Raw genomic sequence first — 26,805 nt, 5'->3', positions numbered from 1 at the left:
GAAATAAATGGATTATAAAACTATACTGCACCAAGTAGGTCAGCTTTATCAAAATTTAAGTTTAAGACAGCGTATTATCATTGCTGCTTCTATTGTTGTTGTAGTTGGATTTTTAGTATTTTTAACCCTTTTTAGAAGTGGTTCTACAGTAGCTAGTGAGGCTGGATATTCAGTATTGTTTGAAAATGCTAATACTAGTGATTCAGCGATGATAGTAACGCAACTTGAAAAAAGCGGGGTTCCTTATATTTTGCGTGATGAGGGAACTATTTTAGTACCTAATGAACAAGTGTATAAACAGCGTTTGGCTATTGCTTCTGCAGGGTTATTGCCAAAAGATAATAAAGTAGGTTTTGAGCTTTTTGATAAACAAGAATTTGGCGCAACAGAAGCTGAGCAAAAGGTAAAATACCAAAGAGCATTAGAAGGTGAACTTGCTAGAACAATTGAAAGTTTAGAGCCTATTCATAGCGCCACAGTGCATATTGCTTTTGCTAAAGATACACTTTTTACTCAACAACAAGTCCCACCAACTGCTTCAGTAGCTTTGACGATAAAAGAAGGCTTAAAGCTTAATAAAAAGCAAATTATGGGGATTAAGAACTTAATTGCTTCTTCAGTGACAAAACTCACCCCTGAAAATGTAAAAATTATGGATCAAAAAGGTATTCCTTTAGATGATGAGGGTGCTTTTGAAAGTGATTTAATCGCTGCTCAAATTAAATATAAAAGAGATCAAGAATATGAATTAGAGCAAAAAATTGTTGCTTCTATTGCTCCATTTGCAGGTGGTCATGATAGGGTAGTAGCAAAGGTTAGTATTGATTATGATTTTTCTAAAGAAGAATCACAAAGTGAAGTATATGATCCAAATACCGTTGTGCGTAGTGAGCAAACCTTGGAAGAGCATAGAGAAGGCTATAAAGATAAAGAAATTCAAGGTGTACCAGGTGCTGTTTCAAACATCGGTCCTGTAGAAGGTTTAGATGATAAAGGTGCACGCGAGGTTTACACTAAAAACCAAACCACAACTAATAATGAAATTTCTAAAAAAATCACCAATACCACTAAGCAATTTGCGACTGTTAAAAGAATTTCTGCAGCCGTTGTAGTAGATGGAAAATACAAAGTAATTACTGATGATCAGGGGAATATTACTAATGAATATATTCCTTTGAGCGATAAAGAAATTCAAGCTATTGAAAATCTCACTAAAGGTGCTATAGGTTTTAATCTTGCTAGAGGTGATGCGGTTGAAGTAAATAATTTGGAATTTCATAGAACAGCCAAAGTTGAAAATAAGGTTCAAACTTTCTATTCAAGATTTGTTGAGCCATTTATCCCACCTGTTAAGTATGTCTTTGCTGCGATTTTACTTTTCATCTTTTATAAAAAAGTTATTGTGCCATTTTCACAAAAAATGCTTGCAGATATCAAGCTTGAAGAAGAGATGGAAGGAAAAGACGGACAAATCATTGACGAGGCTGAAGATGCTATTGAAAAATTCAACGCAGCACGTAAGAAAGTTGAAGAGCAACTTGGCTTTGGGGATAATTTTGATGAAGATGCGCTTCAATATGATGTCTTGCTCGAAAAATTAAGAGTAGTGGCTAATGAAAAAGGTGAAGAAGTAGCATTATTGTTACAAAAACTTGTTGAAAATGAAGCTGAATTTGGTGAGAAGGATATCTGATGATAAAGCTTAGTGAAGAACAAAAAATGGTCTATGATGACCTTTCTATGCCAGAAAAGGTCGCAATTTTTTTAATTCAACTTGGAGAAGATGTAACGACAGTTTTATTTTCTCATATGGATATTAATGTCATCACTGAAATTTCTCGCTATATCGCTTTAGCAAAAAATGTTGACAAACCAGTTGCTACTGCAGTTTTAGAGGAATTTTATACTTTATTACAATCAAACCAATATCTAAAAAGTGGCGGTTTGGAATATGCAAAAGAAATTTTATTTAGAACTTTTGGCCCTGAAATTGCCAATAAAATTTTGGAAAAACTTACCAAAAGTATGGAAAATAATCAAAATTTTGCTTATCTTTCTCAAATCAAACCACAACAGCTTGCTGACTTTATCATTAAAGAGCACCCGCAAACTATAGCTTTGATTTTAGCTCATATGGATACTACTCAAGCTGCTGAAACTTTGGAGTATTTTAGTGATGAATTAAGAGCTGAGGTTGTAATAAGAATGGCAAATCTTGGGGATATTTCACCTTCAATTATCAAAAGAGTATCTGCGGTGCTTGAAAGTAAACTTGAAAGTCTTACTTCTTATAAAGTTGAAGTGGGTGGTCCAAGAGCGGTTGCTGAAGTGCTTAATCGCTTGGGTCAAAAAGCATCCAAAACAACACTTTCTTATATTGAGCAAAGTGATGAAAAACTTGCTACAACCATTAAAGATTTAATGTTTACTTTTGATGATATTTCTCAGCTTAGTACTAATGCGATTAGAGAAGTTTTAAAAGCTGCTGATAAACGTGATTTGATGATAGGTTTAAAGGGTGCAAGCGAGGATTTAAAACAAAAATTTATGGCAAATATGTCAACGCGTGCTGCTGAAGCTTTTGTAGAAGAAATGGGCTTTTTGGGTGCTGTACGTGTAAAAGATGTTGAAGAGGCTCAAAGAAAAGTTGTAGAAGTGGTGCAAAAACTTGCAGAACAAGGTCTTATCCAAGTGGGTGAGGCTGATGAGATGATAGAGTAAGATTATGGCTAAATTAACTAATGTAATTTCACCTGAAAACATTTCTGCTCATGTAGTTGAGGGATATCATTTTAAAGTTATGAGTGAAATGCCCTCTAATGAAGAACAAAAACAAGAAGAAACTCAAACTATAAATCAAACTCCTCTGGCTCAAAATACTACTCAGCAAGCAGTGGAAAATCAAACAGTAGAAACTACCCCACAAGCCCCACAACCACAAATCCAACCTGATTTTGTAGAAGATTTGCTTAAAAAAACTGATGAAATGTCAGGAAATATTATTAAATTACAAATGCAAATAGAAAGCCAAGAGGCTGAATTTAACAATCGCTTAAATACAGAATTAGAACATGCAAAAGAAAAATTTACCAAAGAAGGTTATGAGCAAGCTCAAAAAAATTTTGAAAGTGAATTAGAAGCTTTAAAAGAAAAATACTTAAAAAGTGTAGAAAAACTTGAAAATACAGTGCAAAATTTAAATGAGTTTTTATCTAAAAATGAAAAAGAATTAGCCGATACAGCTGTAATCATCGCAAAAGAAGTGATTGCAAAAGAACTTGAGGAAAATTCCTCACTTATAGCATTAAATTTAGCAAAAGAACTTATGAATGAGCTTAAAAATGCTACTAAAATAGAATTAAAACTTAGCCCTGATGATTTTGAATATGTAAAATCACATTTAGAACAAGAGCAAAGTAATATCAAATTTAGCCTTGATGATGCGATTAATAAGGGGAGTATTTTAATATTAAGTGATGCAGGCAATATAGAATCAAACCTTAATAATCGTTTGCAAAAAATCAAAAATATGGTTAATGAATGATAGACTTAAATAACTTAAATATTAAAAATATGCAAATTAAAGAGCTAGAAAATTTAGCTAACAATTTGCGTGAAGTTATTATAGACACAGTGAGTAAAAATGGTGGACATTTAAGTTCAAATTTAGGTGTAGTTGAGCTTAGTATAGGAATGCATTATGTTTTTGATGTAAAAAAAGATCCTTTTATTTTTGATGTTTCACACCAATCTTATCCACACAAGCTTTTAAGTGGTAAAATAAATAATTTTCACACTCTAAGGCAATTTAATGGTTTAAGTGGTTATACAAAGCCTGATGAGGGAGATTATTTTGTAGCAGGACATTCAAGCACTTCTATATCTTTAGCAGTTGGAGCTTGCAAGGCTATAAGATTAAAAAATGAAGATCGTTTGCCTGTTGTATTAATAGGTGATGGAGCGCTAAGTGCGGGTATGGCTTATGAAGCTTTAAATGAACTTGGTGATAGAGAATACCCTTGTGTAATCATTTTAAATGATAATGAAATGAGTATATCAAGGCCAATTGGAGCTATTTCAAAATACCTTTCTCAAGCAATGGCAACGCAGTTTTATCAAAAATTTAAAAAACGCATAGAAAATCTTTTAGAATACTTTCCTCAAGGCGCTTCTTATATGGCAAAGCGTTTTGAAGAGGGATTAAGGCTTATCACACCTGGACTTTTGTTTGAGGAATTAGGGCTTGAGTATATTGGCCCCATTGATGGACATAATTTAAATGAGGTTATTAATGCGCTCAATCAAGCAAAAGCTATGAAAAAACCTTGCGTTGTGCATGCGCAAACTATCAAAGGTAAAGGTTATGTATTAGCCGAGGGAAAAAATGCTAAATGGCATGGAGTAGGTGCTTTTGATAGAAGTAGTGGGGAGAGTTTAAAGGCAAATATAAGTAAAAAAAGCGCCACAGAAATTTTTTCAAATACCCTATTGAATTTAGCTCAAAAATATGAAAATATAGTGGGTGTAACTGCTGCTATGCCAAGTGGTACTGGACTTGATAAATTAATAGAGAAATATCCTGAACGTTTTTGGGATGTCGCAATTGCAGAACAACATGCAGTTACTTCTATGGCGGCTATGGCAAAAGAAGGTTTTAAACCTTTTATAACAATTTATAGTACTTTTATGCAAAGAGCTTATGATCAAGTAATTCATGATTGTGCTATTATGAATTTAAATGTAGTTATAGCTATGGATAGAGCAGGAATTGTAGGAGAAGATGGAGAAACTCATCAGGGTGTTTTTGATATTAGCTTTTTAAGTGCTATACCAAATATTACTCTAGCAGCTCCAAGAGATGAGGCTATGATGGAAAATATTATGGAATATGCATATTTTCATCAAGGCGTTTTTGCTTTTCGCTATCCTAGGGGTAATTTTTTATTAAATGATGATTTTAATCCATGTGAGATAAAACTTGCTAAAGCTCAAATTTTATCTAAAGTACAAAGCGATAAAGTATTTTTAGGTTTTGGTCAAGGTGTGGCTAAGGCAAAATTAGCTTTAGATAAACTTGGATTAGATTATGCGAGCTTAATAGATTTGATTTTTGCAAAGCCTTTAGATGAAGAGCTTTTAAAAGAGTTGGCAAAAGATACAAAAACTTGGTTTGTTTTTTCAGATAGTGCTAAAATAGGTGGAGTGGGAAGTTTGATTGCAAATTTTTTACAAAAAGAAAATCTTTATCATATAAAACTAGCAAGTTTTGAATTTGAAGATCAATTTATAGCCCATGGCAAAACAAGTGAAGTGGAAAAATTTTTAGAGCTTGATATTGATTCATTGTGTCAAAAAATTAAAATTTATTAAAAGATAAAAAATATCTTTTAATATAATCATTTTTTTATAAAAAAAGAGTTATACTATAAGTAAAAATATTTGGAGAATAGACTATGGAACTTATTCAAATGCTTAAAAACTGTGATTTAAAAGCTACTCCACAAAGACTTTGTATTTTAAAAATTTTAAAACGCCACGAGCATCCTAATATAGAATCTTTGTATGAAAGTATTAAAGAAGAATATCCTTCTATTTCATTAGCTACGGTATATAAAAATTTAAATACCTTAAAAGAACAAGGTTTGGTAGTAGAAATTAATACTCCAAATCAAAAAACTTGTTATGACATTTATGAATATCCACATATTCATGTAATTTGTAGTAAATGCAATCACATAGAAGATGTGCGCTATGAAGATAGTGGGATTAATAAATACCAAGAAGATCTTGAGAAAAAGATTGGTAATATTATTGACTATCTTGGCGTGTTTGCTTATGTGAATGGTTGTAAATTTTGCAAGTAAAATGATTTGTGAAGTACAAAGACGCTTTTTAATTGAAAACGATGATTTTATCAAAATTTTAAAAGAAGAAAAACTTGCTTATTCTAAGGATAAAATACGTGTATTTTTTACACGTATAAATCCTTTTTGTGATATCAAATATAAAAAAATCAATCAAGATTATTATCAATTTACATTTTATAAATTACATGATATTTTAGATAAAAAAACTCATAAAATATCTAAAAAAGAATTTAAACATCAAAAAAGTAAAAATGCTATAACCAATATAATAAAAAAAACAAGAATTAGTTTTGAGATTGATAATACTCAATTTTTCCTTTATAAATTTAAAAACAATTTAAAAAATTTGGTCATTTTAAAAGTGATTTTTTCCACCGTTGAAGAAGCAAAGCGGTTTGATTTACCTCATTTTTTTAAAAATTATAAAGAAATTACAGATGATGAGAATTTTTATAGTAAAAATTTAGCATTATATGGGGATCTTTCTAAAATTTTTGATAGTGTTAGATGTATTAAAATTTTAGATAAACAAAAAGATATTAACTTGCATTTTCCAAATCAAATTCAAAGTTTTTCAGCTGGTAAAATTTTACTTTTCGTTCTTTTAAAAAACTTAAAAAATGACAGATTAAATTTTTTAAAAAATTCAAGTGAAAAAAACTTGGAACAATGTTTTATAAGCCTTAAGCAAATTTGTTTTTGTCTTGATGTTTTTGATACTCTTTTTGAAAAAAATATTCAAAATAAGCTAAAACAACAATTTTCATTTTTGATAAATCAAATTAATATGAAAAAATACCATGAGTTTGAACTAGAAAAATATATTTTTATTTTAAGCGATGAAAAAATTAATGATATTTTTCTTGATATGGATTTTATTTTAAAAAATGATTATGAATTTTACCAAGGAAAAAATCAAATTTTAAAGTCTTTAATAGCTTTTAAACTAAGAAAAGAATTAGTTTTTTTAAAGAAAAAAATTGTAAAATCTCAAACAAATCTTGAAGAAGAATTAGAAAAAATAAAATTTTTATTATGCTATTTTGCAACTATGTTTGAAGAAAAAAGCATTAAAAAGTTGAAAAATTATTTTAAATATAGGCATTTAGATCAAAATTCTTATGATGAAAATATAATAAAACAAATTGAAAAAAGCATCAAAAAATTAAAAATATATAGTTAGGAAAAACATGCAAAAACAAGAAAAAATAGTTAAAATGTTTGATGATATAGCACCAACTTATGATAAGGCTAATAGAATTTTAAGTTTTGGAAGTGATGTGAGTTGGAGAAAAAAAGCTTGTTTGGATGTTTTTAAATTTTCTAATAATGAACTTGATATTATCGATGTAGCTTGTGGTACGGGCGATATGATTATAGAATGGCAAAATCAAGCCTTAAGAGCAAATAAAAATATCATTAGTATAAAAGGGGTTGATCCAAGTGTGGGCATGCTTGAAGTGGCTAGGAAAAAAATTCCTGATGCGACTTTTGTACAAGCAAAAGCACAAGAACTCCCACTCGAAAATGAAAGTGCAGACATCATAAGCATAAGTTATGGCATACGCAATGTGGTAGATAGGAAAGAAGCTATAAAAGAATTTGCAAGAGTGTTAAAAAAGAATGGAATTTTACTTGTGCTTGAATTTACCAAAAGAGAGCAGGGTGGTTTTATAGCTGCTTGTAGAGATTTTTACTTAAAAAATATTTTGCCAAAAGTGGGTGGATTTATCAGTAAAAATTATAGTGCTTATGAGTATTTGCCAAATTCTATAGAAGATTTTTTAAGCAAAGAAGAATTTATCAAAGAATTGAGTGGGCATTTTGAAATGCTAGAGTATAAAAGCTTTAGTTTTGGTGTTTGCTCTATGTTTATTGCAAGAAAAAAATGAAAGTTTCAGAACTTAATCTAAAAGCTAAAAGCTTATTAGAATTTCATCTTGATGATATAGAGCTTAGTGGGGAAATTTCTAAAATTACCATTCATAGTTCAGGGCATTGGTATTTTGATTTAAAAGATGAAAAATCAAGCATAGCTTGCGTGATGTTTAAAGGTTTTAATCAATTTGTTCAAGCTAAACCTAAGGTTGGCGATATGCTTGATCTAAGAGGTTATGTGAGTTTATATGAAGCAAGTGGTAGGTATCAATTTATCGCTAAAAGTATGCAAAAAACAAGCCTTGGGGATTTAGAAGCTAAATTTTTAGCCCTAAAAGAAAAGCTTGAAAAAGAAGGTTTGTTTGATACAAATGCTAAAAAAAGCATTGCTAAATTTCCTAAAAAAATAGGCATAATCACTTCTTTTACTTCAGCTGCTTTGCAAGATATGTTAAAGCTAATTTCACAAAAAGAATACAATCTTTGTAAAATAACTATTTTTAATGCCCTCACTCAAGGACAAAGCGCTCCAAATTCTTTGATAAATGCTTTAAAAAAAGCTGATGAGTATAATTTAGATGCGATTGTTTTAGCAAGAGGCGGTGGAAGTAGAGAAGATTTGTTTTGTTTTAACGATGAAGAACTTGCAAGATGTATTTTTTCTTTAAAAACGCCTATTGTTTCTGCTATTGGACATGAGATTGATTATGTTATTAGTGACTTTGTAGCAGATTTAAGAGCACCAACTCCAAGTGCAGCTATTGATATGATTTTTCCAAATAAACTAAGCTTAGAGCAAGGACTTGATGAGCTTGCTATGCGTTTTAAAAATCAAATGTTAAATCATCTTAAGTTTTATCAAAATAAAATCGATCATTTGCAAAATTTAGCCAAAGCGAAATCTTTAGAAAATGCTTTTTTTCTTAGAAAGCAAAAACTTGATTTTTTACAAAGTCAACTAAAGAGCGTTTTAAATTTAAAATTATTAAATTATGAAAACAAACTTAATAATTTTGAAGAGCTTTTAACTCAGCATAAAAATTTCTTTGATAAAAGTAAAAATTTGATAAATTTACAAAAAGATGGCAAAAATATCTCTCTTGAAAAACTAAAAAAAGGAGATATTATAAAACTTTGCTCAATAAATGAGAGTAAAGAAGCTCAAATACTATAAAAAGGAGACAAAATGAGAGTAATGAATTTTAGTGCAGGTCCTTCAAATCTGCCTGATGAGGTTTTAAAAGAAGCACAGGAGCATTTGTTTGATTATCATGGTAAAGGCTTTTCTATTATGGAAGTTTCTCATCGTGGAAAGGTTTTTGAAGAAGTGCATTTTGAAGCTATTAAAATAGCAAAAGAGCTTTATGGTGTAAATGATGATTATGAAGTGCTTTTAATGCAAGGTGGAGCTAGTTTGCAATTTGCTATGATACCTATGAATTTATATATGGGTGGAGTTTGTGAATTTGCTAATACGGGAGTTTGGACTAAAAAGGCTATTAAAGAGGCTGAAATTTTAGGAGTAAATACAAAAATAGTAGCAAGTAGCCAAGAAAGTGAGTTTGATCATATCCCACAATTTGAATTTAGTGATAATGCAGATTATGCTTATATATGCTCTAATAATACCATTTATGGAACCCAATATAAAAACTATCCAAAAACTAAAAGCCCTTTGATAATTGATGCTTCTAGTGATTTTTTCTCTAAAAAGATAGATTTTTCTAATATTGCTATGCTTTTTGGTGGAGTGCAAAAAAATGCAGGAATTTCAGGGCTTGCTTGTGCATTTATCCGCAAAGATATGGTAGAGCGTAGTAAAAATAAAAATATACCTAGTATGTTAAAATATAGCGTTTATGCTGAAAATAATTCTTTATTTAATACACCTGCAACCTTTGCTATATATATGTTTAATCTTGAAATGAAATGGCTTTTAAATCAAGGTGGCTTAGATAAAATCAATGAGCAAAACATACAAAAGGCTAAAATTTTATACGATGTGATTGATGAGAGTAATGGTTTTTATAAAGGTCATGCCAAAAAAGAAGATAGATCGCTAATGAATGTTAGTTTTAACATAGCTTGTGATAAAAACTTAGAGCCAGTTTTTGTAAAAGAAGCTGAAGAAAATGGTATGATAGGTCTTAAAGGGCATAAAATTTTAGGTGGAATTCGCGCTAGTATTTATAATTCTATCAGCATTGAAAAGGTTCAAAAGTTAAGTGAATTCATGAAAGATTTTGCTAAAAAACATGCTTGATTAGACAAAAAGAGGATTTTTATGAATAATGACAAAATAAGTATCATTGGTGCTAAAGAGAATAACCTTAAAAATATCAACTTAGAAATTCCTAAAAATAAGCTTATAGTTTTTACAGGACTTAGTGGAAGTGGTAAATCCACTTTAGCCTTTGGCACGCTTTATGCAGAAGGACAACGTCGCTATATTGAAAGTTTAAGTGCTTATGCAAGGCAGTTTTTAGATAAAGTGGGTAAGCCAAATGTTGATAAAATAGAAGGTTTAACTCCTGCTATTGCTATTGATCAAAAAACAACTTCTAAAAATCCTCGATCAACTGTTGGAACTATTACTGAAATTTATGATTATCTAAGACTTTTATATGCAAGGATTGGCTCACAACATTGTCATCAATGTGGCCAAAAAATCTCATCTATGAGTGCAGCAGATATCGTAGGTGAAATTTTAAAGCTTCCAAAAGGAGCAAAAATCATCATTTATGCACCGTTGATTAAAGAAAAAAAGGGAGCTTTTGCAGATCTTTTGGAAAATTTAGTCGCAAAAGGCTATGTTAGAGCGCAAATTGATGGGGTTCTAACGCGTCTTGATGAGGATATTGAGCTTGCTAAAACCAAAAAACATACAATAAAACTTGTAATAGATAGACTCCAAGTACAAGATAATATGCTAGCAAGACTTGCAAGTGATATAGAAAAAGGGCTTAGCGAGAGCTTTGGTGAAGTGGAAATTGAAGTTTTAAATAATGAAGAATTAAATATACCTAAGCATTTTCATTATAGTGAGCACAATGCTTGTTTTGATTGTAAAATTTCTTTTCCTTTGCTTGAGCCTTTGAGTTTTTCTTTTAATTCTCCAAAAGGCGCTTGTCCAAGTTGTGATGGTCTTGGTATAAGATATACGCTAGATATGAAAAAACTTATCAATGAAGAATTAAGCTTAGAAGCAGGAGCTATAAAGCTTTTATATGGGTTTAATAAAAGTTATTATTATAAGTTTTTAATGGCCTTTTGTGAACAAAATGATATCAGGGTAAAAATTCCATATAATGAGTTAAGTGAAGAAGAAAAGCGTCTAGTGCTTTATGGTAATGCCAAGGAAATTAACTTTTTATGGAAAAGACATCGCTTAAGTCGTAAATTTGAAGGTGCTGTTAAATATGCCTATGAAATGTTAAAAGATGAAAAAGATTTAAGCGAGTATATGAGCGAAAAAACTTGCAAAGATTGCAATGGCCATCGTTTAAGAGCTGAGAGTTTAGCTGTAAAAGTAGCTGAGAAAAATTTGGGTGAAATTTTAGATATGAGTATAGAAAATACCACTGCATTTTTTTCAAAAGAAGCTAATTTTGCGTATTTAAGTGAGCAAGAAAGATTGATAGCTAAACCTATTTTTAAAGAAATTAATGAAAGATTGTTTTTTCTTTATGATGTAGGACTTGGGTATTTATCTTTAGGGCGTGATGCAAGAACCATTAGCGGGGGTGAGGCTCAAAGAATTCGTATAGCATCTCAAATTGGTAGTGGTTTAAGTGGAGTGATGTATGTTTTAGACGAGCCTAGTATTGGTTTACATGAGCGAGATACGGCAAAACTCATTAAAACTTTAAGAAATCTTCAGCAAAAGGGTAATACTTTAATCGTGGTTGAGCATGATAAAATGACTATAGAAGAGGCAGATTTTATCGTAGATATTGGTCCAAATGCTGGTAAATTTGGTGGTGAGGTTGTATTTAGTGGAACTTATAAAGAATTGTTAAAAAGCAAAAGCCAAACTGCTCTTTATATGAGTGGTAAAAAGCAAATTGCTCATCAAAAAAACAGAGAACAAAAAGATTTTATCAGTTTAAAAGATGTGAGTATTAATAATATTCAAAATTTAAGCGTAGATTTTCCACTACGCAATCTTGTAGCAATTACAGGCGTTTCAGGAAGTGGTAAAAGCTCATTGATTTTACAAACTTTGCTTCCATTTGCAAAAGAAGAGCTTAACCGTGCTAAAAAAGTTAAAAAACTAAGTGGGGCTAAAATAGAAGGTTTAGAAAAACTTGATAAGGTGATTTATCTTGATCAAAGTCCTATAGGAAGAACCCCGCGTTCAAATCCTGCTACTTACACAGGTGCTATGGATGAAATTCGTAATCTTTTTGCAGCTACCAAAGAAGCTAAAATGCGAGGCTATAAAGCAGGGCGTTTTTCTTTTAATGTTAAAGGTGGAAGATGTGAAAAGTGCAGTGGTGATGGTGAAATTAAAATAGAAATGCACTTTTTGCCTGATGTGATGGTAACTTGTGATGTTTGTAATGGTAAAAGATATAATGATGCAACTTTAGAGATTAAATATAAAGGTAAAAGCATAGCCGATGTTTTGAATATGAGTATCATTGAAGCAAGTGAATTTTTTACTTCTGTACCAAAAATAAAACAAAAACTTGATACTTTGATAAAAGTTGGGCTTGATTATCTTACCTTAGGACAAAATGCAACTACTTTAAGTGGCGGGGAGGCTCAGCGTATTAAGCTAGCTAAAGAATTAAGCAGAAGCGATACAGGAAAAACTCTTTATATTTTAGATGAGCCTACAACAGGACTTCATTTTGAAGATGTTAATAAGCTTATTTTAGTTTTGCAACATTTAGTCGATCTTGGAAATAGTGTGTTTGTGATAGAGCATAATTTAGATGTGATTAAAAATGCTGATTATATCATCGATATGGGACCTGAAGGTGGGGTTAAAGGTGGTAAGGTTATAGCTAAAGGTAGTGTGGAAGAGCTTGCTAAGAATCATGAAAAAAGTGGTTCTTATACGGGGTATTATCTAAATTTAGAGCTAAAAAGCACAAAAAAATAAATTGGTTGAAGTTATCCTTCAACCATAAATTTCACCTTTTTTATACTCATAAATACTTTGCATATCTTTATCGCCTCTTCCTGAAAGATTTACAACTATCACACTTTTTTTCTTTAAAGTCGGACAAAGTTTTTCTAAATAAGCTAATGCATGTGAGCTTTCAATGGCAGGTATAATGCCTTCTTCTTTACATAATAATTTTAAAGCATTAATACACTCATCATCGCTAATAGCATGATAACTTGCTCTTTTACTTTCTTGTAAATATGCGTGCAAAGGACCTATGCCAGGGTAATCAAGCCCAGCAGAGATGCTAAAAGTATGAGCAATATTGCCTTTATCATCTTGTAAAACCTTAGTTTTCATACCATGGATAATACCCTCTTTACCTTTAGTAAGTGTGGCTGCATGATAAGGTGTATCTTTTCCTAAACCTGCTGCTTCAACACCTATGAGTTTAACTTTTTCATCTTTTAAAAATGCATGAAAAATTCCAGCAGCATTGCTACCACCTCCAGCTGCTGCTATGATGTAATCTACTTTTTTATTTAATTTTCTAAGTTGCATTTTGCATTCTTTACCTATAATACTTTGAAAATGCGTAACAATTTGCGGATAAGGATAAGGCCCTACCACACTTCCTACTACATAAAATACTTCTTTGGTATTTTTAACCCAAAAATTTAAAGCCTCATCCACCGCATCACTTAAAGTTTTACTTCCACTTTCTACCGCATGAACTTTTGCTCCTAAAAGCTCCATTTTATAGACATTTAAGGCTTGTCTTTTTACATCAATAGCTCCCATAAATATCTCACATTCAAGTCCTAAAAGTGCTGCTGCAGTAGCGGTTGCAAGCCCGTGTTGTCCTGCTCCGGTTTCTGCAATAATTTTTTTCTTATTCATTTTCTTTGCCATTAAGGCTTGAGCTATGGCATTGTTGATCTTATGAGCTCCTGTGTGAGTTAAGTCTTCTCTTTTTAAATAAATTTCATGATTATAAAGCTTGCTTAAATTTTTAGCATGGTATAAAGGTGTAGGTCTTCCTACATAATTAACTAAGAGTTCTTTTAATTCTGTGTTAAAATCTTTATCTTTTTTGAGTTTTAAAAAAGCTTTTTCTACTTCATCTAATGCTATTTTTACTTCATTTGGTACAAATTGCCCACCAAATTTTCCATAATATTTTTTCATAGTATTTCCTTAAAATGATTAATAATATAAAATCAAAAATGATCAACTAAAACTAAAAATGTAAAATAAAAAATGATTGAAAATGTAGTAGTAGGCTTAACGCCAAGAAAAAGAAGCTTTGTTAAATGAGTATTCTAAAATTAGTTTAGAAAATTTTTTCCTTTCCATAGTTTTTCCTTTTAAAAAATTGCCAAATGACTTTACATTCTAAGATAATTATTATTAAAAATTCTTTAAAATGATAATTTGGAAAATAAATACTAAGAAAATTTGTAATGTTTGATTTTTTATATAATGACATAAGCTATATAGGACTTTTTATAGTATGTTTTCTCTCTAGCACACTTTTGCCTATGGCAAGTGAGGCTTTTGTGCTTGCTTTTGTGAAATTAGATTTTAATGCTTATATGGTTTTATTTGTCGCAAGTTTGGGAAATACTTTGGGTAGTTTAAGTACTTATGCGTTAGCTTATTTTGGAGAGAGTCAAATTTTAGAAAAATATTTTAAAAACTCTTTACATAAATTAGAAAAAATCAATGCAAACTTTAAAAAATTTGGCTCTTTGTATGCTTTTTTTACTTTTTTACCCATAGCGGGAGATCTTTTTGCGCTAGGGCTTGGATTTGCTAAGTATTCTTTTTTAAAAGCAAGTATTTTTATAGCCTTGGGTAAATTAAGCCGTTATGCTTTTGTAATTTTCATAGCAAATTCCATTTAAAAGTCTTGATTTTAAAAGATTTAAAAGTCTAGCATTATCAATATCTTTTAAAACTTTTATAGTGTTTTTTAATTCATGATTTTTCATAGGCATTTTAGCATCTTTAAAACACCTTATCGTGCTTCCTCTAGCAAAAGTACTATCACAAATGACATCTACTAAATACTCATCAAAATTTGCTAAATTAGGATCAAGCATATAAGCAATAGTTAATGCATCATGTATCCATGTGCCATTTGTACCTCTTGTTTTGCTTGCATAATCAATCCAAACTCTTAAAGTCTGTATTAAAAAATCACAAAGTGGATTTTGATTTTCTAAAGTATTTAAATCTTCATGTGTGAGCATAGTTTGCATTGTTGCATTGTAAGGAACAAGTGTGATTTTAGCTCTTGAGTTTAAAACTATACTAGCAGCTTCAGGATCAAAACCAAAATTTGTATCTTTGATATGATAAGGCATATCAAAACTTCCACCCATGATAAAAATTTCTTTTACATTTTTATCAAAGTCTTTAAAAAGTTTCATAGCTATGGCTATATTTGTTAAAGGTCCTATAGCGCAAATTGAAATTTCACCTGGGTTTTGCATAACAAGCTCACCCATTTTCATACAAGCATTTGGGCTTATGTTTTCTAAGATTTTTATAGGTTTTATATGATCCCAAAGATGAGTAAGCTTAAACTCTTCTATGCTTTTATCTAGTCTTTGTCTCCAAAAATGACTATCTTCACATAAAGCTTCATGAGCACCTAGATACAAAGGTATATCTAGATTAAGCTTATTTAATAAATCTTTAGCAACGCTATAAGCGGTTAAAGCTTGTACATTACCACTTAAAGTGCTAATCATTTCAAGTTTGATTTCTTTAGAGGCTAAAATAAGCCCAAGGGCTAAACCATCATCGGTATTAGCCCCTGCTATTCCATTGCCTATATCAGTGTCTAAAATAAGGCGTATCATATCGCATCTTCTATTAAATTTAAATCTCTGCCTCTAGTTTCTGGCGCAAAGAAAGTTGTGATAAAACCAATTCCTGCGGTGATAACAAAATACAAGGCTATTGGCCACCAAGTGCCATAATAAGCAAGCAAAGCTGAAGCTATCATAGGAGCGGTTCCTCCTGAAAGTATAGAGCCAAATTCTTTTGCTAGTGCCATTTTGGTATAGCGATTTTTTGCCCCAAAAAGCTCCACACCCCACGCAGCTTGCACACCAAAAATTCCCAAAGATGCCAAAGACATACCTACGATGATAGTTAAAATTACAATAATTTCATTTTTACTATCAAGTAGCATAAAAGCAGGGAAGGCATAAAGCATTAAAAGCAAGCAAAAGGTTCTATAGGTAATGCGTCTTCCAAATTTATCACTTAAATATCCTGCTAAAGGTATAACCAAAAATCCCACCAAAGAAGCTATAACAACAGCAGTTGTGGCTACTGATTTATCAAGAAGTAAAATTTTAGTTACATAACCTACTATAAAGCCTTGTGCAAGATAAGATGGTCCATTTTCTCCTATCCTTATGCCCACCATAGTCCAAAATGCACGACTTTTTTGCCAAAAAGTTCTTTCATCTTTTTTCATATGTGCTTCATTTTCATGACGAATTTTTAGCATTAATTCTTTTTGTTTTTCAAAAACAGGAGTTTCTTTTACATTTAAACGCATATAAACAGCAAAAAGTGCTATGAAGATACTTCCTATAAAAGGAATTCTCCATCCCCATTCTTTAAAACTAGCATCATCCATGCTTGTAACTAAAAGCCACACAAAAGCTGCAAGTAAGGTTCCACTATTTGATCCAAGAGCGATGATAGAAGAGATTAAACCTCTATGTTTACTAGGAGCATATTCTCCAAGCATGACAGTTCCACCTGAAAGCTCAGCGCCTGCGCCAAAGCCTTGCATAAAACGCAAAATAACCAAACATATAGGAGCCCAAATTCCAATTACTGCATAACTTGGTATAAAACCAATTAAGGTAGTTGAAATACCCATTAATGCAATGGTGCTCATCAATACATTTTTTCTTCCGTATTTATCTCCTAAATATCCAAAAAATAAAGCTCCAATAGGTCTAGCAATAAAATCTATACCATAAGTAACAAAACTAAGCAATAATGCTATAACAGGAGTTTGCTCAGGAAAGAAAACTTCTGAAAAAACAGTAGCTGCAGCTAAGCCATAAAGTGCAAAATCTGCATATTCCATAGCAGTTCCTAGCCAACATGAAAACACAGCCTTTTTAAAAGCCTTTTTTCCTTGTGGAGTTTGAAAATTTTCATCCGCGATTGATTTTGTTTGCAAGATTAAACCTTTATTTGAAATTTCAAAATGATAATTTTATCTAAAATGCTTAAAATGGAAATTTAATACTTTTTACCGACTTTTAAATAATTTTGGGCGATAATTATTATTATTTTTTAATATAGGAAAAAAATGAAAACTTTAACCATAATTGATACTTTTGGCTTTTTCTTTAGGCTTTTTTATGCTTTAAAGGGTTTGAAAAATTCAAAAGGCGAACCTAGTAATATGATTAGCGGTTTTGCTAATTTTATTTATAGTTTGAAAAATGATCATCCTAGTGATATGATTATTTTTGCTCTTGATAGTAAAGGAAAAACTTTTAGAAGTGAAATTGATCCAAATTATAAAATCAACCGCACTCCACCTCCACCTGATTTATTAACTCAAATTCCAATTTGCATTCAAATGATAGAAAAAATGGGTTTTTCAAGTTTTTCTTGCGAAGGATATGAGGCTGATGATATCATCGCATCTTTGGTTAAAGAGTGTGAAAATAAGGATATTTTTATAAGAATTATTACTCAAGATAAAGATTTGTATCAACTTATAAAAGATGATAAAGTTAGTATTTATAGTCCTATTTCAAAAAATGATTATAATGAAGCAGGGTGTTTGGAAAAATATGGGGTAAAACCTAGCCAAATAAGAGATTTTTTAGCTCTATGTGGAGATAGTTCAGATAATATCCCAGGGGTAAAAGGAATTGGTGCTAAGGGAGCTAAGAATTTACTTGATGAGTTTGAAAGCATTGAGGGAATCTATGAAAACTTAACACTAGTGCGTAATGAAAGAAGTCGTAATTTATTGCTTGAGGGCAAAGAAAATGCCTTTTTGAGTAAAAAACTTGCTTCTTTGTATGAAAATTTAGATGTAAAAGATATGCTTTTAAATTGTGAGTATCCAAAAGATGAGCCCTTGCTTAAGATTATGGATATTTTGGAGCATTATGAATTAAATGCTTTGTTAAAAAAACTACGCACCAATCCTACTAATAAAGATAAAAATTTAGGATTTAATGCAAGATTAATCTTAGATGAGAAAGAATTATTTGACATTTTAGAAAAAATTGATGATCAAAGCATTGTTGCTTTTGACACTGAAACTACGGGCTTAGATACTAAAGAAGCTAAGATAGTAGGGTTTAGTTTTTGTTTTCATGAAAGTGAAGCCTTTTATGTGCCACTTGCGCATGATTATTTAGGAGTTTGTAAGCAAATTTCTATGCAAGTGGCTAAAAAGGGTATAGAAAAAATCTATCAAAGCATGGTTATAGGACATAATCTTAAATATGATTTTGAGATTATAATCAACAATTTTAATTTGCTTCCTCCAAAAAATTATGCTGATACTATGATACTTGCATGGCTTAAAGAGCCAAGTTTGCGTGTAAATATGGATGATTTAGCAAAAAGATTATTTGATTATGAGACTTTGCATTTTGAAGATTTGGTAAAAAAAGGAGAAAGCTTTGCAGGAGTGGATGTAGAAAAAGCTTGTAAATATGCAGCTGAGGATGCTTATATTACTTTAAGATTTTATTTGTATTTTTTAAAAAATTTAGAAAAACCTTTATTTGAGCTTGCACAAAAAAGTGAGTTTGAATTTATCAAAGTGCTTATTATGATGGAAAATAATGGCATTAAACTTGATATTCAAAAGCTTGAAAGCTTAATGCAAAGTTTTAATCAAGATATAAAAATACTTAGTGAAAAAATATATGATTTAGCAGGTGAAAAATTTAATATTAATTCTCCTAAACAAGTAGGGGATATTTTATTTGAAAAACTAAAGCTACCAAGTGGTAAAAAAAGCAAAACAGGGTATTCTACTGATGAAAAGGTTTTAAATGCTATTTTAGATGAACATCCGATTGTGAGAGAAATTTTAGCTTATAGAGAGCTTGCAAAATTAGTTTCTACTTATTGTGAACCTTTGTTAAAATTAGCTAAAAAAGATGAAAACTCAAGAATTTATTCAAGCTTTTTACAAACAGGAACAGCCACGGGACGCCTTTCATCAAAAGATCCAAATTTGCAAAATATCCCTGCGCATGGTCAATATGCTAAAGATTATAAATCTTGTTTTGTAGCAAAAGAAGGGTTTAGTTTTATCTCGCTTGATTATTCACAAATTGAGCTTAGAATGCTAGCGCATTTTAGTGAAGATGAGAAGTTATTAGAAGCATTTTCAAACGATGAGGATATTCATGCAAAAACTGCTATTATGATTTTTAATCGTAGTGATTATGAGACAAGAAGTATTGCTAAAAGTATAAATTTTGGTCTTATTTATGGTATGGGTTATAAGACTTTGAGTCAAAATTTAAAAATAGAAGCAAAGTTAGCTAAAGAATATATTGAAAAATATTTTGAGAATTTTACTAGCATTAAAACTTATTTTGAAAAGGTAAAAAATGAAGCTAAGCAAAATGGTTTTATAAAGACTTTGCTAGGTCGTAAGCGTTATTTTGACTTTGAAAATGCAAAGCCTATGTATGTGGCAATGTATGAAAGAGAGAGTATTAACTCTACACTTCAAGGCTCTGCTGCCGATATAATAAAACTTGCAATGATAGAAATTGCAAAAGATTTAGATGAGAACAAACGCTTGATTTTACAAATTCATGATGAGCTTATTTTTGAAGTAAAAGATGAACTTTGTGAGGAATTTGCAAAAAATGCTAGTGATATTATGGAAAATATTGTAAAATTAAAAGTTAAATTAAAAACTTCATCAAGTATTGCCAAAAATTGGGGCGCATTAAAATAAGGAGAATAATTAATGGATCTTTCAACCATACTTGGGATGGTATTAGCTGTTGTTAGTATTTCTGTGGGGGATATTTTAGAGGGTGGTAACCCTTTACATGTTTTGCACTTAAGTTCATTTTTGATCGTGGTTCCAACTGCGGCTTTTTGTGCGATGACAGCAACTCATAAAAAATTTGTTAAAGCAGCTTATAAAGAATTAAAACTCGCCTTTAAAGGTGCGGGGGTAAATTTAAGTCAAAGGATAGCTGAGCTTGTAGAATACTCTATCATAGCAAGAAGAGATGGGCTTTTGGCTTTAGAGTCAAAAACTAATGAAATTGATAATGAGTTTTTAAAAGAAACCATGATGATGATGGTTGATGGTAAGAGCGTAGAAGAGATTAAAGAAAGTATGGAAATCCAAATAGAGGAAATGGAAGAATATTACAAAGAAACGGCAGAATACTGGATCCGTTTTGGTGAGACTTGCCCTACTATGGGACTTGTTGGTGCGGTTATGGGGCTTATGCTTGCTTTGCAACTTTTAGATGATCCTCAAGCTATGGCAGCAGGTATTGCAGGAGCATTTACTGCAACGGTAACTGGAATTTTTGGTGCTTATGCTTTATTTGGACCTTGGGGTCATAAAATCAAAGCTAATGCTCATGAGCTCATTAAAGAAAGGATAGTTATCTCGCATGCTATAGTAAGTATTGCAGAGGGAGCTAACCCTAGAGATTTAGAGGCTAAATTGTTTAATTACCTTGGACAAGGTGAGCCTAGAATTTCTCAATTTGATAAGTAAGAGTTAAAAAATGGGAAAAAAACATAAATGTCCAGAATGTCCAGCAGGTGAAAAATGGGCTGTGCCTTATGCAGACTTTTTAAGTTTGCTTTTGGCGCTTTTTATTGCTCTTTGGGCGATTTCTGAAAGTAACCCCGCTAAAACTGAGGCTTTAAAAACTGAATTTGTTAAAATTTTTGAATTTACTGCTTCAAATCCTTTAGAAAAAGAAAGTGAAGTGCATAATAAATACAGTGCACCATCTAATGCAAATGTTGAAGAGCTTGAAAAGCTTAAAAAATTAAGTATCACCCAACAAGAAAATATAGAAAAATTAAAAGCAGCGTTAGATCAAAGAGAAAATAATATCGTTTTAAATTTGCCTGCAAGGGTTGAATTTGCTAGGGGTAGTACACAAATTGATTCAGCTGATGTGCAAGATTTTCTAAAACGTATTAGTGAAGTTTTAAAAAGAATGCCAAAACAAGCTCAAATAGAACTCAGAGGTTATACTGATGCAAGTGATAAAGATCCTAAAAGAAATTTTGATTTAGCAAGTAAAAGAGCTCAAGTTGTGGCTGATTATTTGATTGCTAGAGGAATTAATCCAGCTCAACTTATAGTGGTTAGTTTTGGTGAAAATTATCCTTTGAGTGCAAACAAAGAAGATGAAATAAACAATAGAGTTGAATTTTATATCCGCGTAGATTCTTCAGATAATCAAACTAGAAAGTCAGTATTAGATCAAATTGGAGCTTTTAATAACAAATAAGTTTTTACTTATTTGTTATTTTCTCCACCAAAACGAAGCAATGCTGAACCCCAAGTGAAACCACCACCAAAAGCATCAAGCAATATTAATGAACCTTGTTTTAAACGACCTTGTTCGTAAGCATCATTCATTGCCATAGGAATTGAAGCGGCTGAGGTATTGCCATATTTTTGAACAGTAACTACGCATTGTTCGTCTTTGAAGTTTAATTTTTCTTGTACGGCCTTGATAATTCTTAAATTAGCTTGATGAGGTATAAAAAGATCAATTTCTTCGCTTTTTATATCATTTTTGGTAAGAATTTCAACAACATCATTACTTAGAGTATTCACAGCGATTTTAAATACTTCATTTCCTTTCATTTGCATGGAAAGTGGAGAGCAGATACTGCTTTTTTGAGCTCTTTGAGTCATTAATAAATCTCCAAATTCCCCATCACTTGCAGTGTGAGTATCTATAATAGGAAAATTATCATCTAATGACACAACTCCAGCCCCAGCTCCATCACCAAATAGCACGCAAATGCTTCTATCAGTATAATCCATAATAGAACTAATTTTTTCAGCCCCTATGATTAATACATTTTTTTTAGCACCACTTTCAACCATAGATTTTGCAAGCTCTAAAAGATAAATAAATCCTGAGCATGCGGCAGAAATATCAAAAGCGGTGATATTTTTTAAGTCCAAATTATGAGCGATTTTACATGCAGTTGATGGCATGGTAAAATAATCGGGGCTTAAAGTAGCTACGATGATCGCATCTATATCTTGAGGATTTAAATTAGCTCTTTGTATGGCTTTAATAGCTGCTTTAGTACCAAGATCGCTTGTATTCTCATCATCATTTGCTATGTGTCTTTGTTCTATACCAGTTCTTCTTAATATCCATTCATTACTAGTTTGAACCATTTTTTCTAAGTCAAAATTACTCAGAGTTTTTGTAGGGATATAAGAAGCTATACTTTTTAAGGAAGCTTTAGTTGATTTCATAATTAGAAAGTTCTTTTTCTATAGTTTGATTTATATTTGATTGTGTGAAATTTAATGCTTGAAAAATAGCATTTTTTATAGCTTTTGGACCACTTTTTCCATGACTTATAATGACACATTCTTTTACACCCAAAAGCGGAGCTCCACCGTATTCTTCATAGTCAATATGAGTTTTTAGTTCATTAAAAGCTGGTTTTGCTAAAAGATAGCCTAGTTTTGCTAAAAAAGATTTTTGAATTTCTTGTTTTAGAAGCTTTGTAATAACACTTGCTACACCTTCTCCTGTTTTAAGCAAAATATTCCCATTAAATCCATCACATACTAATACATCTATAGTGCCATTAAAGATATCTCTACCTTCGGCGTTTCCGACAAAATTTGGAAGTTGTTTTAAGAGTTGATGAGTTTCTTTGGTAAGCTCATTTCCCTTACATTCTTCTTCACCATTTGATAGTAAAGCAACTCTAGGTTTGGCAATTTTTAAAATCTCTTTAGCATAGGCTTCACCCATAATAGCAAATTGAAATAAATGCTCACTTTTACAATCAACATTTGCTCCAACATCTAGTACAAGTGTTCTTGAATGGATATTTGGCATTAAAGTAGCAATTGCAGGTCTAGCAATATTTGCTAATCTTCCAAGCCTTAATGTAGCTAAACTCATAGTAGCTCCACTATGCCCAGCAGAAACAACAGCTTTTGCTTTTTGATTTCTTACTAAATCAATGGCTTTGTAAATAGTACTATCTTTTCTTTTTAGTGCATCTGTGGAATTTTCATCCATAGCAAACACATCAAAAGCTTCTTCATATTCTATGTATGAGTTTAATTCTTGAGGAATCAAGGTTTTTAGTTTTTGAGGATCCCCTACCAAGATAGCTTTAAATTCACGCTCTTTTAGAGCTTGAATCACACCTTCTATGATAGGTTTTTCCCCAAAATCACCACCCATTGCATCAATAGCAATGCTTGTCATCGTTATTAATATTCCTTAGTTACTGGATTTACACGGTGAGGCATTTTATAGCTACCATCTTTGTCTTTTATAGGCATAGGTAAGGTAACTTTATAATGAGTTCTGCGTTTTGCTGCACGAGTTTTACTCACTCTTCTCTTAGGTACTGCCATTTTTTACTCCTTTATTAATTTAAACATTTATTACAATAAAAATAATCACTTAAATAAGATTGTAACTCACTTGTGGCAAGTTCTATTAAATCTATATGAGAGTCAAAAAACTCCATAGTATCACTTAAAGTATTATTTTCATCTTTAAAAATTCCATCGCTTGCAAAAAGCTCTATATTTTGATCGATTTCAAGTCTATTTCATCGCCACATCGATCACAGTTTCTATAAGTAAATCCTTTGAAATTAGCTTTTATTTTTGCTAATTTTGGATTAACTTTTATAATAGTTCCTTCAAAAACTATATTATCAAGATCTAGCTTAAAAGGATAAGCCACAGAGCTAAGTTTTGCAAAGGCAATTTTCATTATAAAATTTCAGTTTTTGAAAAGAAAAATTCTATTTCAATTTTTGCATTTTCTAAGCTATCACTTCCATGAACCGCATTTGCATCAATACTATCTGCAAAATCTGCTCTAATAGTACCAGGAGCTGCTTCTTTTGGATTTGTAGCACCCATTAATTCTCTGTTTTTTAACACTGCATTTTCGCCTTCTAAAACAGAAACCACAACCGGACCGCTGATCATAAATTCAACTAAATCTTTAAAAAAAGGTCTGTCTTTGTGTACAGCATAAAATTCTTGCGCTTCTTTTTCTGAAAGCTGTATTTTTTTTGTTGCTGCTATTCTTAGACCATTGTTTTCAAAGCGTGTTAAAATTTGACCAATAACACCTTTTTTTACTGCATCAGGTTTAATAATAGAAAGTGTTTTTTCCAAAATCGTCCCCTTAATTTAAATAAGTTTTATATTTATAAAAGAGCTAATTATACCAAAAAATGCTTTAAATTTATATAAAAGTTTAGAGTTATTGAAGGGTTTGTAAGTAACTTGAAATCAAGATACTTACATTAAATTTATTAAGCAAATACTGGAGTTGAACCGTCTCTTAAATCACTACCGATGTTATCACGACTTGGTTGACCACCTACTACATCACTCCATACAATACAGCCATCAGTTGGGCAAGCACTTGCACAGGCTGGTTGATCATTGTGTCCTACACATTCAACACATTTATCTGCATAAACATAATATCTGTCTTCGCCCTCAGGATTATTTGTATCATCTACGATAGCACTTACTGGGCATTCATCTATACAAGAACCACATGCTATACAAATATCAGTAATTTTAACTGCCATTTTTTACTCCTTAATATTAATGTTGAATGCAAGATTATCAAAATTGTGTTAATTTTATTCTTAAAATCTATTAATTTTGATAATAAAATTAAATTATGGATAATTTTACACAATTAATAAATTTTTAAATTTACAAATGATATTATTTTGTTACAAATAAAATTTATTAATTAGGAGATAAAAATGATAGTTACTAAAAAAGCTATTGATTTTACAGCACCAGCTGTATTAGGAAATAACCAAATAGTTGAAGATTTTAATCTTTATAAAAATATAGGATCAAAAGGCGCGGTAGTATTTTTCTATCCAAAAGACTTTACTTTTGTTTGCCCATCTGAAATCATTGCTTTTGATAAAAGATATCAAGATTTTAAAGATAGAGGTATTGAAGTAATCGGCGTATCTTGCGATAATGAATTTTCTCACTTTGCATGGAAAAATATGCCAGTAAATCAAGGTGGTATAGGTCAAGTTAAATTTCCTTTAGTAGCTGATTTAACTAAACAAATTGCTAGAAATTTTGATGTTTTATTTGAAGAGGCAGTTGCTTTAAGAGGTTCTTTCTTGCTTGATGCTGATGGAACAATTCGTCATGCAGTGATCAATGACTTACCACTTGGAAGAAACATTGATGAGATGATTAGAATGGTTGATACTATGTTATTTACTAATGAACATGGTGAAGTTTGCCCAGCTGGCTGGAACAAAGGTGATGAAGGTATGAAAGCTGACCCTAAAGGTGTTGCTGATTATCTAAGTAAAAACGAAGGTAAACTATAATTTTATAGCAGTGAAGTCTTGCTTCACTGCTATTTTTCTAAAAAATTTCTACATCTATCACTTTTTTACTTTTTTAAAAATATTTTGTTTTTATGAATTTTTAAAATTATTATTATAATTTTTTGATAAAATTATTAATATAATGATAATAAAATTCAAGGAAAATAAATGCTTTTTAAAAATAGTTTTATTAGTGTAAAGAATAAACTTTCTTATACTACAGGGATTATAGTTGCTTTAGCTTTGTTTATAGTAACGGCAATGGCTTTTTATTCAAGTAGAGAAAATCTTATTATAAATAGTAAAAATGCAAATAAAGATTATTTATTAGTAACTACTGCTCAAGTGGAAACTTATATTGAAAGTTATGTTGAAATTCTATTATCTATAAAAAAATATATAGATTCATTACCAAAACACCAGACAGAAAATTTTGATAAACTAGGGGAATATTTTGCTAAGGATTTGAAAGTATTTAAAGACGGTTCAAATACTTTAGCAGTATATCTTGGTTTTCCTGATGGAACTATGCTTGTTAGTGATGCAGAATCAGATAAGAAAGGAATACCTTTTAGAAAAAGAGGTGGTGGTATAAGTTATTATGATGATCCTCAATATAATGCAACTACCCGAGATTGGTACAAGGGAGCATTAAAAAATAAAGGTGTTTTTGTAAGTGATGTGTACGAAGATTCAGTAACAAAATTCCCTAGTTTTACTTATTCTGTACCTATTGAAAAAAATGGAAAACTTATAGCTGTTTTGGGTGTTGATTTACTTTTAACATCTCTACAAAAAACATTTGAAAAATTACCAGGAAGTGTATTTGTTTTTGACAATACTAGTTCAATACCTTTTGCATCTAACGATAAGTCTTTAATATTAAAATCATACCCAAACATCGATGAGATTAAAAATCACCATAAAATAGTAGGTGATTATAAGACTTTTGAATATACTGGGATAAATAGTGGAGAAAAAAGATTTGGAGTTTGTGCAAATATTAATAATTCAAATGCTCATGTTAACTATGTAGCGTGTGCAATTCAAAAACAAGATGATTTAGATAAATTAGTTATTGAAGATGTATTTGATCAAATTATAACATCTATTGTGATTTTAATTTTATCATGTCTTATTGTTTATTTTATTTCATCAAGATTGTTATCACCTTTACAAGCTATACAAAATGGTCTTAGTTTTTTCTTTGACTTCATCAATCATAAAACAAAAGATTCTGCTATGATAGATGTTAAAACAAATGATGAGCTTGGTGCTATGGCAAAAGCTATTAATGAAAACATCACTAAA

General features: G+C 30.9%; 24 protein-coding genes and 1 pseudogene. 16 read left to right on the top strand and 9 right to left on the bottom strand.

Annotated features, from left to right (window positions below; translation table 11 throughout):
- Window positions 1-7 precede the first annotated feature (7 nt).
- The 10 genes from fliF (at window position 8) to uvrA (ending at window position 12,855) form a co-directional block, all read left to right on the top strand.
- The gene (gene fliF / locus L8U00_RS02715) at window positions 8-1,693 is read left to right on the top strand and encodes a flagellar basal-body MS-ring/collar protein FliF (RefSeq protein WP_263708436.1); all 1,686 of its coding nucleotides are present in this window, start codon (window positions 8-10) and stop codon (window positions 1,691-1,693) included.
- On the top strand, window positions 1,693-2,721 hold the full coding sequence (gene fliG, locus L8U00_RS02710) for a flagellar motor switch protein FliG (RefSeq protein WP_012662055.1): 1,029 nt from the start codon (window positions 1,693-1,695) through the stop codon (window positions 2,719-2,721). Before fliF ends, fliG begins: the two co-directional genes overlap by 1 nt.
- A gap of 4 nt (window positions 2,722-2,725) precedes the next feature.
- Complete coding sequence (gene fliH / locus L8U00_RS02705) at window positions 2,726-3,544, top strand: flagellar assembly protein FliH (protein WP_263708435.1); 819 nt, start codon at window positions 2,726-2,728, stop codon at window positions 3,542-3,544.
- Window positions 3,541-5,370: a 1-deoxy-D-xylulose-5-phosphate synthase gene (gene dxs, locus L8U00_RS02700; protein WP_263708434.1), complete on the top strand. Its 1,830-nt coding sequence runs from the start codon at window positions 3,541-3,543 to the stop codon at window positions 5,368-5,370. The genes fliH and dxs overlap by 4 nt, the downstream gene beginning before the upstream one ends.
- 83 nt (window positions 5,371-5,453) lie before the next feature.
- A complete protein-coding gene (gene perR, locus L8U00_RS02695) occupies window positions 5,454-5,864 on the top strand; it encodes a peroxide-responsive transcriptional repressor PerR (protein ID WP_263663926.1) in 411 nt (136 codons plus the stop codon).
- Window position 5,865: 1 nt separating this feature from the next.
- Complete coding sequence (locus L8U00_RS02690) at window positions 5,866-7,050, top strand: hypothetical protein (protein WP_263708433.1); 1,185 nt, start codon at window positions 5,866-5,868, stop codon at window positions 7,048-7,050.
- 7 nt (window positions 7,051-7,057) lie between these two features.
- Window positions 7,058-7,759 (top strand): bifunctional demethylmenaquinone methyltransferase/2-methoxy-6-polyprenyl-1,4-benzoquinol methylase UbiE, encoded by a 702-nt coding sequence (gene ubiE, locus L8U00_RS02685; protein ID WP_263708432.1) that lies wholly within the window; start codon window positions 7,058-7,060, stop codon window positions 7,757-7,759.
- Window positions 7,756-8,919, top strand: a complete 1,164-nt coding sequence (gene xseA / locus L8U00_RS02680; RefSeq protein ID WP_263708431.1) for an exodeoxyribonuclease VII large subunit — start codon at window positions 7,756-7,758, stop codon at window positions 8,917-8,919. The genes ubiE and xseA overlap by 4 nt, the downstream gene beginning before the upstream one ends.
- A gap of 12 nt (window positions 8,920-8,931) precedes the next feature.
- A complete protein-coding gene (gene serC / locus L8U00_RS02675; RefSeq protein WP_263708430.1) occupies window positions 8,932-10,008 on the top strand; it encodes a phosphoserine transaminase in 1,077 nt (358 codons plus the stop codon).
- Window positions 10,009-10,029: 21 nt separating this feature from the next.
- Window positions 10,030-12,855: an excinuclease ABC subunit UvrA gene (gene uvrA, locus L8U00_RS02670; protein WP_263708429.1), complete on the top strand. Its 2,826-nt coding sequence runs from the start codon at window positions 10,030-10,032 to the stop codon at window positions 12,853-12,855.
- An 18-nt stretch (window positions 12,856-12,873) separates the two neighbouring features.
- On the opposite strand, the gene trpB is transcribed toward uvrA, so the two are convergent.
- A complete protein-coding gene (gene trpB / locus L8U00_RS02665) occupies window positions 12,874-14,049 on the bottom strand; it encodes a tryptophan synthase subunit beta (protein WP_263706698.1) in 1,176 nt (391 codons plus the stop codon).
- 275 nt (window positions 14,050-14,324) lie between these two features.
- Here trpB and L8U00_RS02660 point away from each other — a divergent pair, with 275 nt between their 5' ends.
- Entirely contained in the window at window positions 14,325-14,768 is a 444-nt protein-coding gene (locus L8U00_RS02660; protein ID WP_263708428.1) for a YqaA family protein, read from the top strand.
- On the opposite strand, the gene L8U00_RS02655 is transcribed toward L8U00_RS02660, so the two are convergent.
- Both L8U00_RS02655 and L8U00_RS02650 read right to left on the bottom strand, forming a co-directional pair.
- On the bottom strand, window positions 14,724-15,728 hold the full coding sequence (locus L8U00_RS02655; protein ID WP_263708479.1) for a nucleoside hydrolase: 1,005 nt from the start codon (window positions 15,726-15,728) through the stop codon (window positions 14,724-14,726). The genes L8U00_RS02660 and L8U00_RS02655 overlap by 45 nt on opposite strands.
- Window positions 15,728-17,083 (bottom strand): MFS transporter, encoded by a 1,356-nt coding sequence (locus L8U00_RS02650; RefSeq protein WP_263708478.1) that lies wholly within the window; start codon window positions 17,081-17,083, stop codon window positions 15,728-15,730. The genes L8U00_RS02655 and L8U00_RS02650 overlap by 1 nt, the downstream gene beginning before the upstream one ends.
- A gap of 129 nt (window positions 17,084-17,212) precedes the next feature.
- Here L8U00_RS02650 and polA point away from each other — a divergent pair, with 129 nt between their 5' ends.
- From polA to motB, 3 genes are read left to right on the top strand one after another with little or no spacing between them, the layout of a single operon-like run.
- Window positions 17,213-19,852 carry a DNA polymerase I gene (gene polA / locus L8U00_RS02645; protein WP_263708427.1) on the top strand — a complete coding sequence of 880 codons (2,640 nt, stop codon included), beginning with the start codon at window positions 17,213-17,215 and terminating at the stop codon, window positions 19,850-19,852.
- A 12-nt stretch (window positions 19,853-19,864) separates the two neighbouring features.
- Window positions 19,865-20,638, top strand: a complete 774-nt coding sequence (gene motA / locus L8U00_RS02640; RefSeq protein WP_039619177.1) for a flagellar motor stator protein MotA — start codon at window positions 19,865-19,867, stop codon at window positions 20,636-20,638.
- A gap of 10 nt (window positions 20,639-20,648) precedes the next feature.
- Window positions 20,649-21,389, top strand: coding sequence for a flagellar motor protein MotB (gene motB / locus L8U00_RS02635; protein ID WP_263679464.1), 741 nt, complete (start codon window positions 20,649-20,651; stop codon window positions 21,387-21,389).
- A gap of 8 nt (window positions 21,390-21,397) precedes the next feature.
- Here the strand turns inward: motB and L8U00_RS02630 are convergent, their stop codons facing one another.
- The 6 genes and pseudogenes from L8U00_RS02630 to L8U00_RS02605 form a co-directional block, all read right to left on the bottom strand.
- A complete protein-coding gene (locus tag L8U00_RS02630; RefSeq protein ID WP_263708426.1) occupies window positions 21,398-22,381 on the bottom strand; it encodes a beta-ketoacyl-ACP synthase III in 984 nt (327 codons plus the stop codon).
- Window positions 22,368-23,357 carry a phosphate acyltransferase PlsX gene (gene plsX, locus L8U00_RS02625; protein WP_263663938.1) on the bottom strand — a complete coding sequence of 330 codons (990 nt, stop codon included), beginning with the start codon at window positions 23,355-23,357 and terminating at the stop codon, window positions 22,368-22,370. The genes L8U00_RS02630 and plsX overlap by 14 nt, the downstream gene beginning before the upstream one ends.
- Window positions 23,358-23,362: 5 nt before the next feature.
- A complete protein-coding gene (gene rpmF, locus L8U00_RS02620; RefSeq protein ID WP_012662034.1) occupies window positions 23,363-23,509 on the bottom strand; it encodes a 50S ribosomal protein L32 in 147 nt (48 codons plus the stop codon).
- Window positions 23,510-23,523: 14 nt separating this feature from the next.
- A pseudogene (locus tag L8U00_RS02615) lies at window positions 23,524-23,876 on the bottom strand (hypothetical protein).
- The gene (gene ndk, locus L8U00_RS02610) at window positions 23,876-24,289 is read right to left on the bottom strand and encodes a nucleoside-diphosphate kinase (protein ID WP_173786824.1); all 414 of its coding nucleotides are present in this window, start codon (window positions 24,287-24,289) and stop codon (window positions 23,876-23,878) included. Before ndk ends, L8U00_RS02615 begins: the two are co-directional and overlap by 1 nt.
- Before the next feature lie 140 nt (window positions 24,290-24,429).
- Entirely contained in the window at window positions 24,430-24,714 is a 285-nt protein-coding gene (locus tag L8U00_RS02605; protein WP_263708425.1) for a DUF362 domain-containing protein, read from the bottom strand.
- A 183-nt stretch (window positions 24,715-24,897) separates the two neighbouring features.
- Here L8U00_RS02605 and L8U00_RS02600 point away from each other — a divergent pair, with 183 nt between their 5' ends.
- Window positions 24,898-25,494 carry a peroxiredoxin gene (locus L8U00_RS02600; protein WP_263708424.1) on the top strand — a complete coding sequence of 199 codons (597 nt, stop codon included), beginning with the start codon at window positions 24,898-24,900 and terminating at the stop codon, window positions 25,492-25,494.
- Window positions 25,495-25,662: 168 nt separating this feature from the next.
- A partial coding sequence (locus L8U00_RS02595) for a cache domain-containing protein (protein WP_263708423.1) occupies window positions 25,663-26,805 on the top strand: 1,143 nt, incomplete at its 3' end.

The sequence above is a fragment of the Campylobacter sp. IFREMER_LSEM_CL2256 genome, assembly GCF_025771645.1.
GTDB lineage: Bacteria > Campylobacterota > Campylobacteria > Campylobacterales > Campylobacteraceae > Campylobacter_D.
This window is presented reverse-complemented; position numbering and strand designations above follow the sequence as displayed.

Bases quoted from the DNA above. Each gene is read 5' to 3' on its own strand.
- fliF (WP_263708436.1), top strand. From the start codon at position 8: ATGGATTATAAAACTATACTGCACCAAGTAGGTCAGCTTTATCAAAAT.
- fliG (WP_012662055.1), top strand. From the start codon at position 1,693: ATGATAAAGCTTAGTGAAGAACAAAAAATGGTCTATGATGACCTTTCT.
- fliH (WP_263708435.1), top strand. From the start codon at position 2,726: ATGGCTAAATTAACTAATGTAATTTCACCTGAAAACATTTCTGCTCAT.
- dxs (WP_263708434.1), top strand. From the start codon at position 3,541: ATGATAGACTTAAATAACTTAAATATTAAAAATATGCAAATTAAAGAG.
- perR (WP_263663926.1), top strand. From the start codon at position 5,454: ATGGAACTTATTCAAATGCTTAAAAACTGTGATTTAAAAGCTACTCCA.
- L8U00_RS02690 (WP_263708433.1), top strand. From the start codon at position 5,866: ATGATTTGTGAAGTACAAAGACGCTTTTTAATTGAAAACGATGATTTT.
- ubiE (WP_263708432.1), top strand. From the start codon at position 7,058: ATGCAAAAACAAGAAAAAATAGTTAAAATGTTTGATGATATAGCACCA.
- xseA (WP_263708431.1), top strand. From the start codon at position 7,756: ATGAAAGTTTCAGAACTTAATCTAAAAGCTAAAAGCTTATTAGAATTT.
- serC (WP_263708430.1), top strand. From the start codon at position 8,932: ATGAGAGTAATGAATTTTAGTGCAGGTCCTTCAAATCTGCCTGATGAG.
- uvrA (WP_263708429.1), top strand. From the start codon at position 10,030: ATGAATAATGACAAAATAAGTATCATTGGTGCTAAAGAGAATAACCTT.
- trpB (WP_263706698.1), bottom strand. From the start codon at position 14,049: ATGAAAAAATATTATGGAAAATTTGGTGGGCAATTTGTACCAAATGAA.
- L8U00_RS02660 (WP_263708428.1), top strand. From the start codon at position 14,325: ATGTTTGATTTTTTATATAATGACATAAGCTATATAGGACTTTTTATA.
- polA (WP_263708427.1), top strand. From the start codon at position 17,213: ATGAAAACTTTAACCATAATTGATACTTTTGGCTTTTTCTTTAGGCTT.
- motA (WP_039619177.1), top strand. From the start codon at position 19,865: ATGGATCTTTCAACCATACTTGGGATGGTATTAGCTGTTGTTAGTATT.
- motB (WP_263679464.1), top strand. From the start codon at position 20,649: ATGGGAAAAAAACATAAATGTCCAGAATGTCCAGCAGGTGAAAAATGG.
- L8U00_RS02630 (WP_263708426.1), bottom strand. From the start codon at position 22,381: ATGAAATCAACTAAAGCTTCCTTAAAAAGTATAGCTTCTTATATCCCT.
- plsX (WP_263663938.1), bottom strand. From the start codon at position 23,357: ATGACAAGCATTGCTATTGATGCAATGGGTGGTGATTTTGGGGAAAAA.
- rpmF (WP_012662034.1), bottom strand. From the start codon at position 23,509: ATGGCAGTACCTAAGAGAAGAGTGAGTAAAACTCGTGCAGCAAAACGC.
- L8U00_RS02605 (WP_263708425.1), bottom strand. From the start codon at position 24,714: ATGGCAGTTAAAATTACTGATATTTGTATAGCATGTGGTTCTTGTATA.
- L8U00_RS02600 (WP_263708424.1), top strand. From the start codon at position 24,898: ATGATAGTTACTAAAAAAGCTATTGATTTTACAGCACCAGCTGTATTA.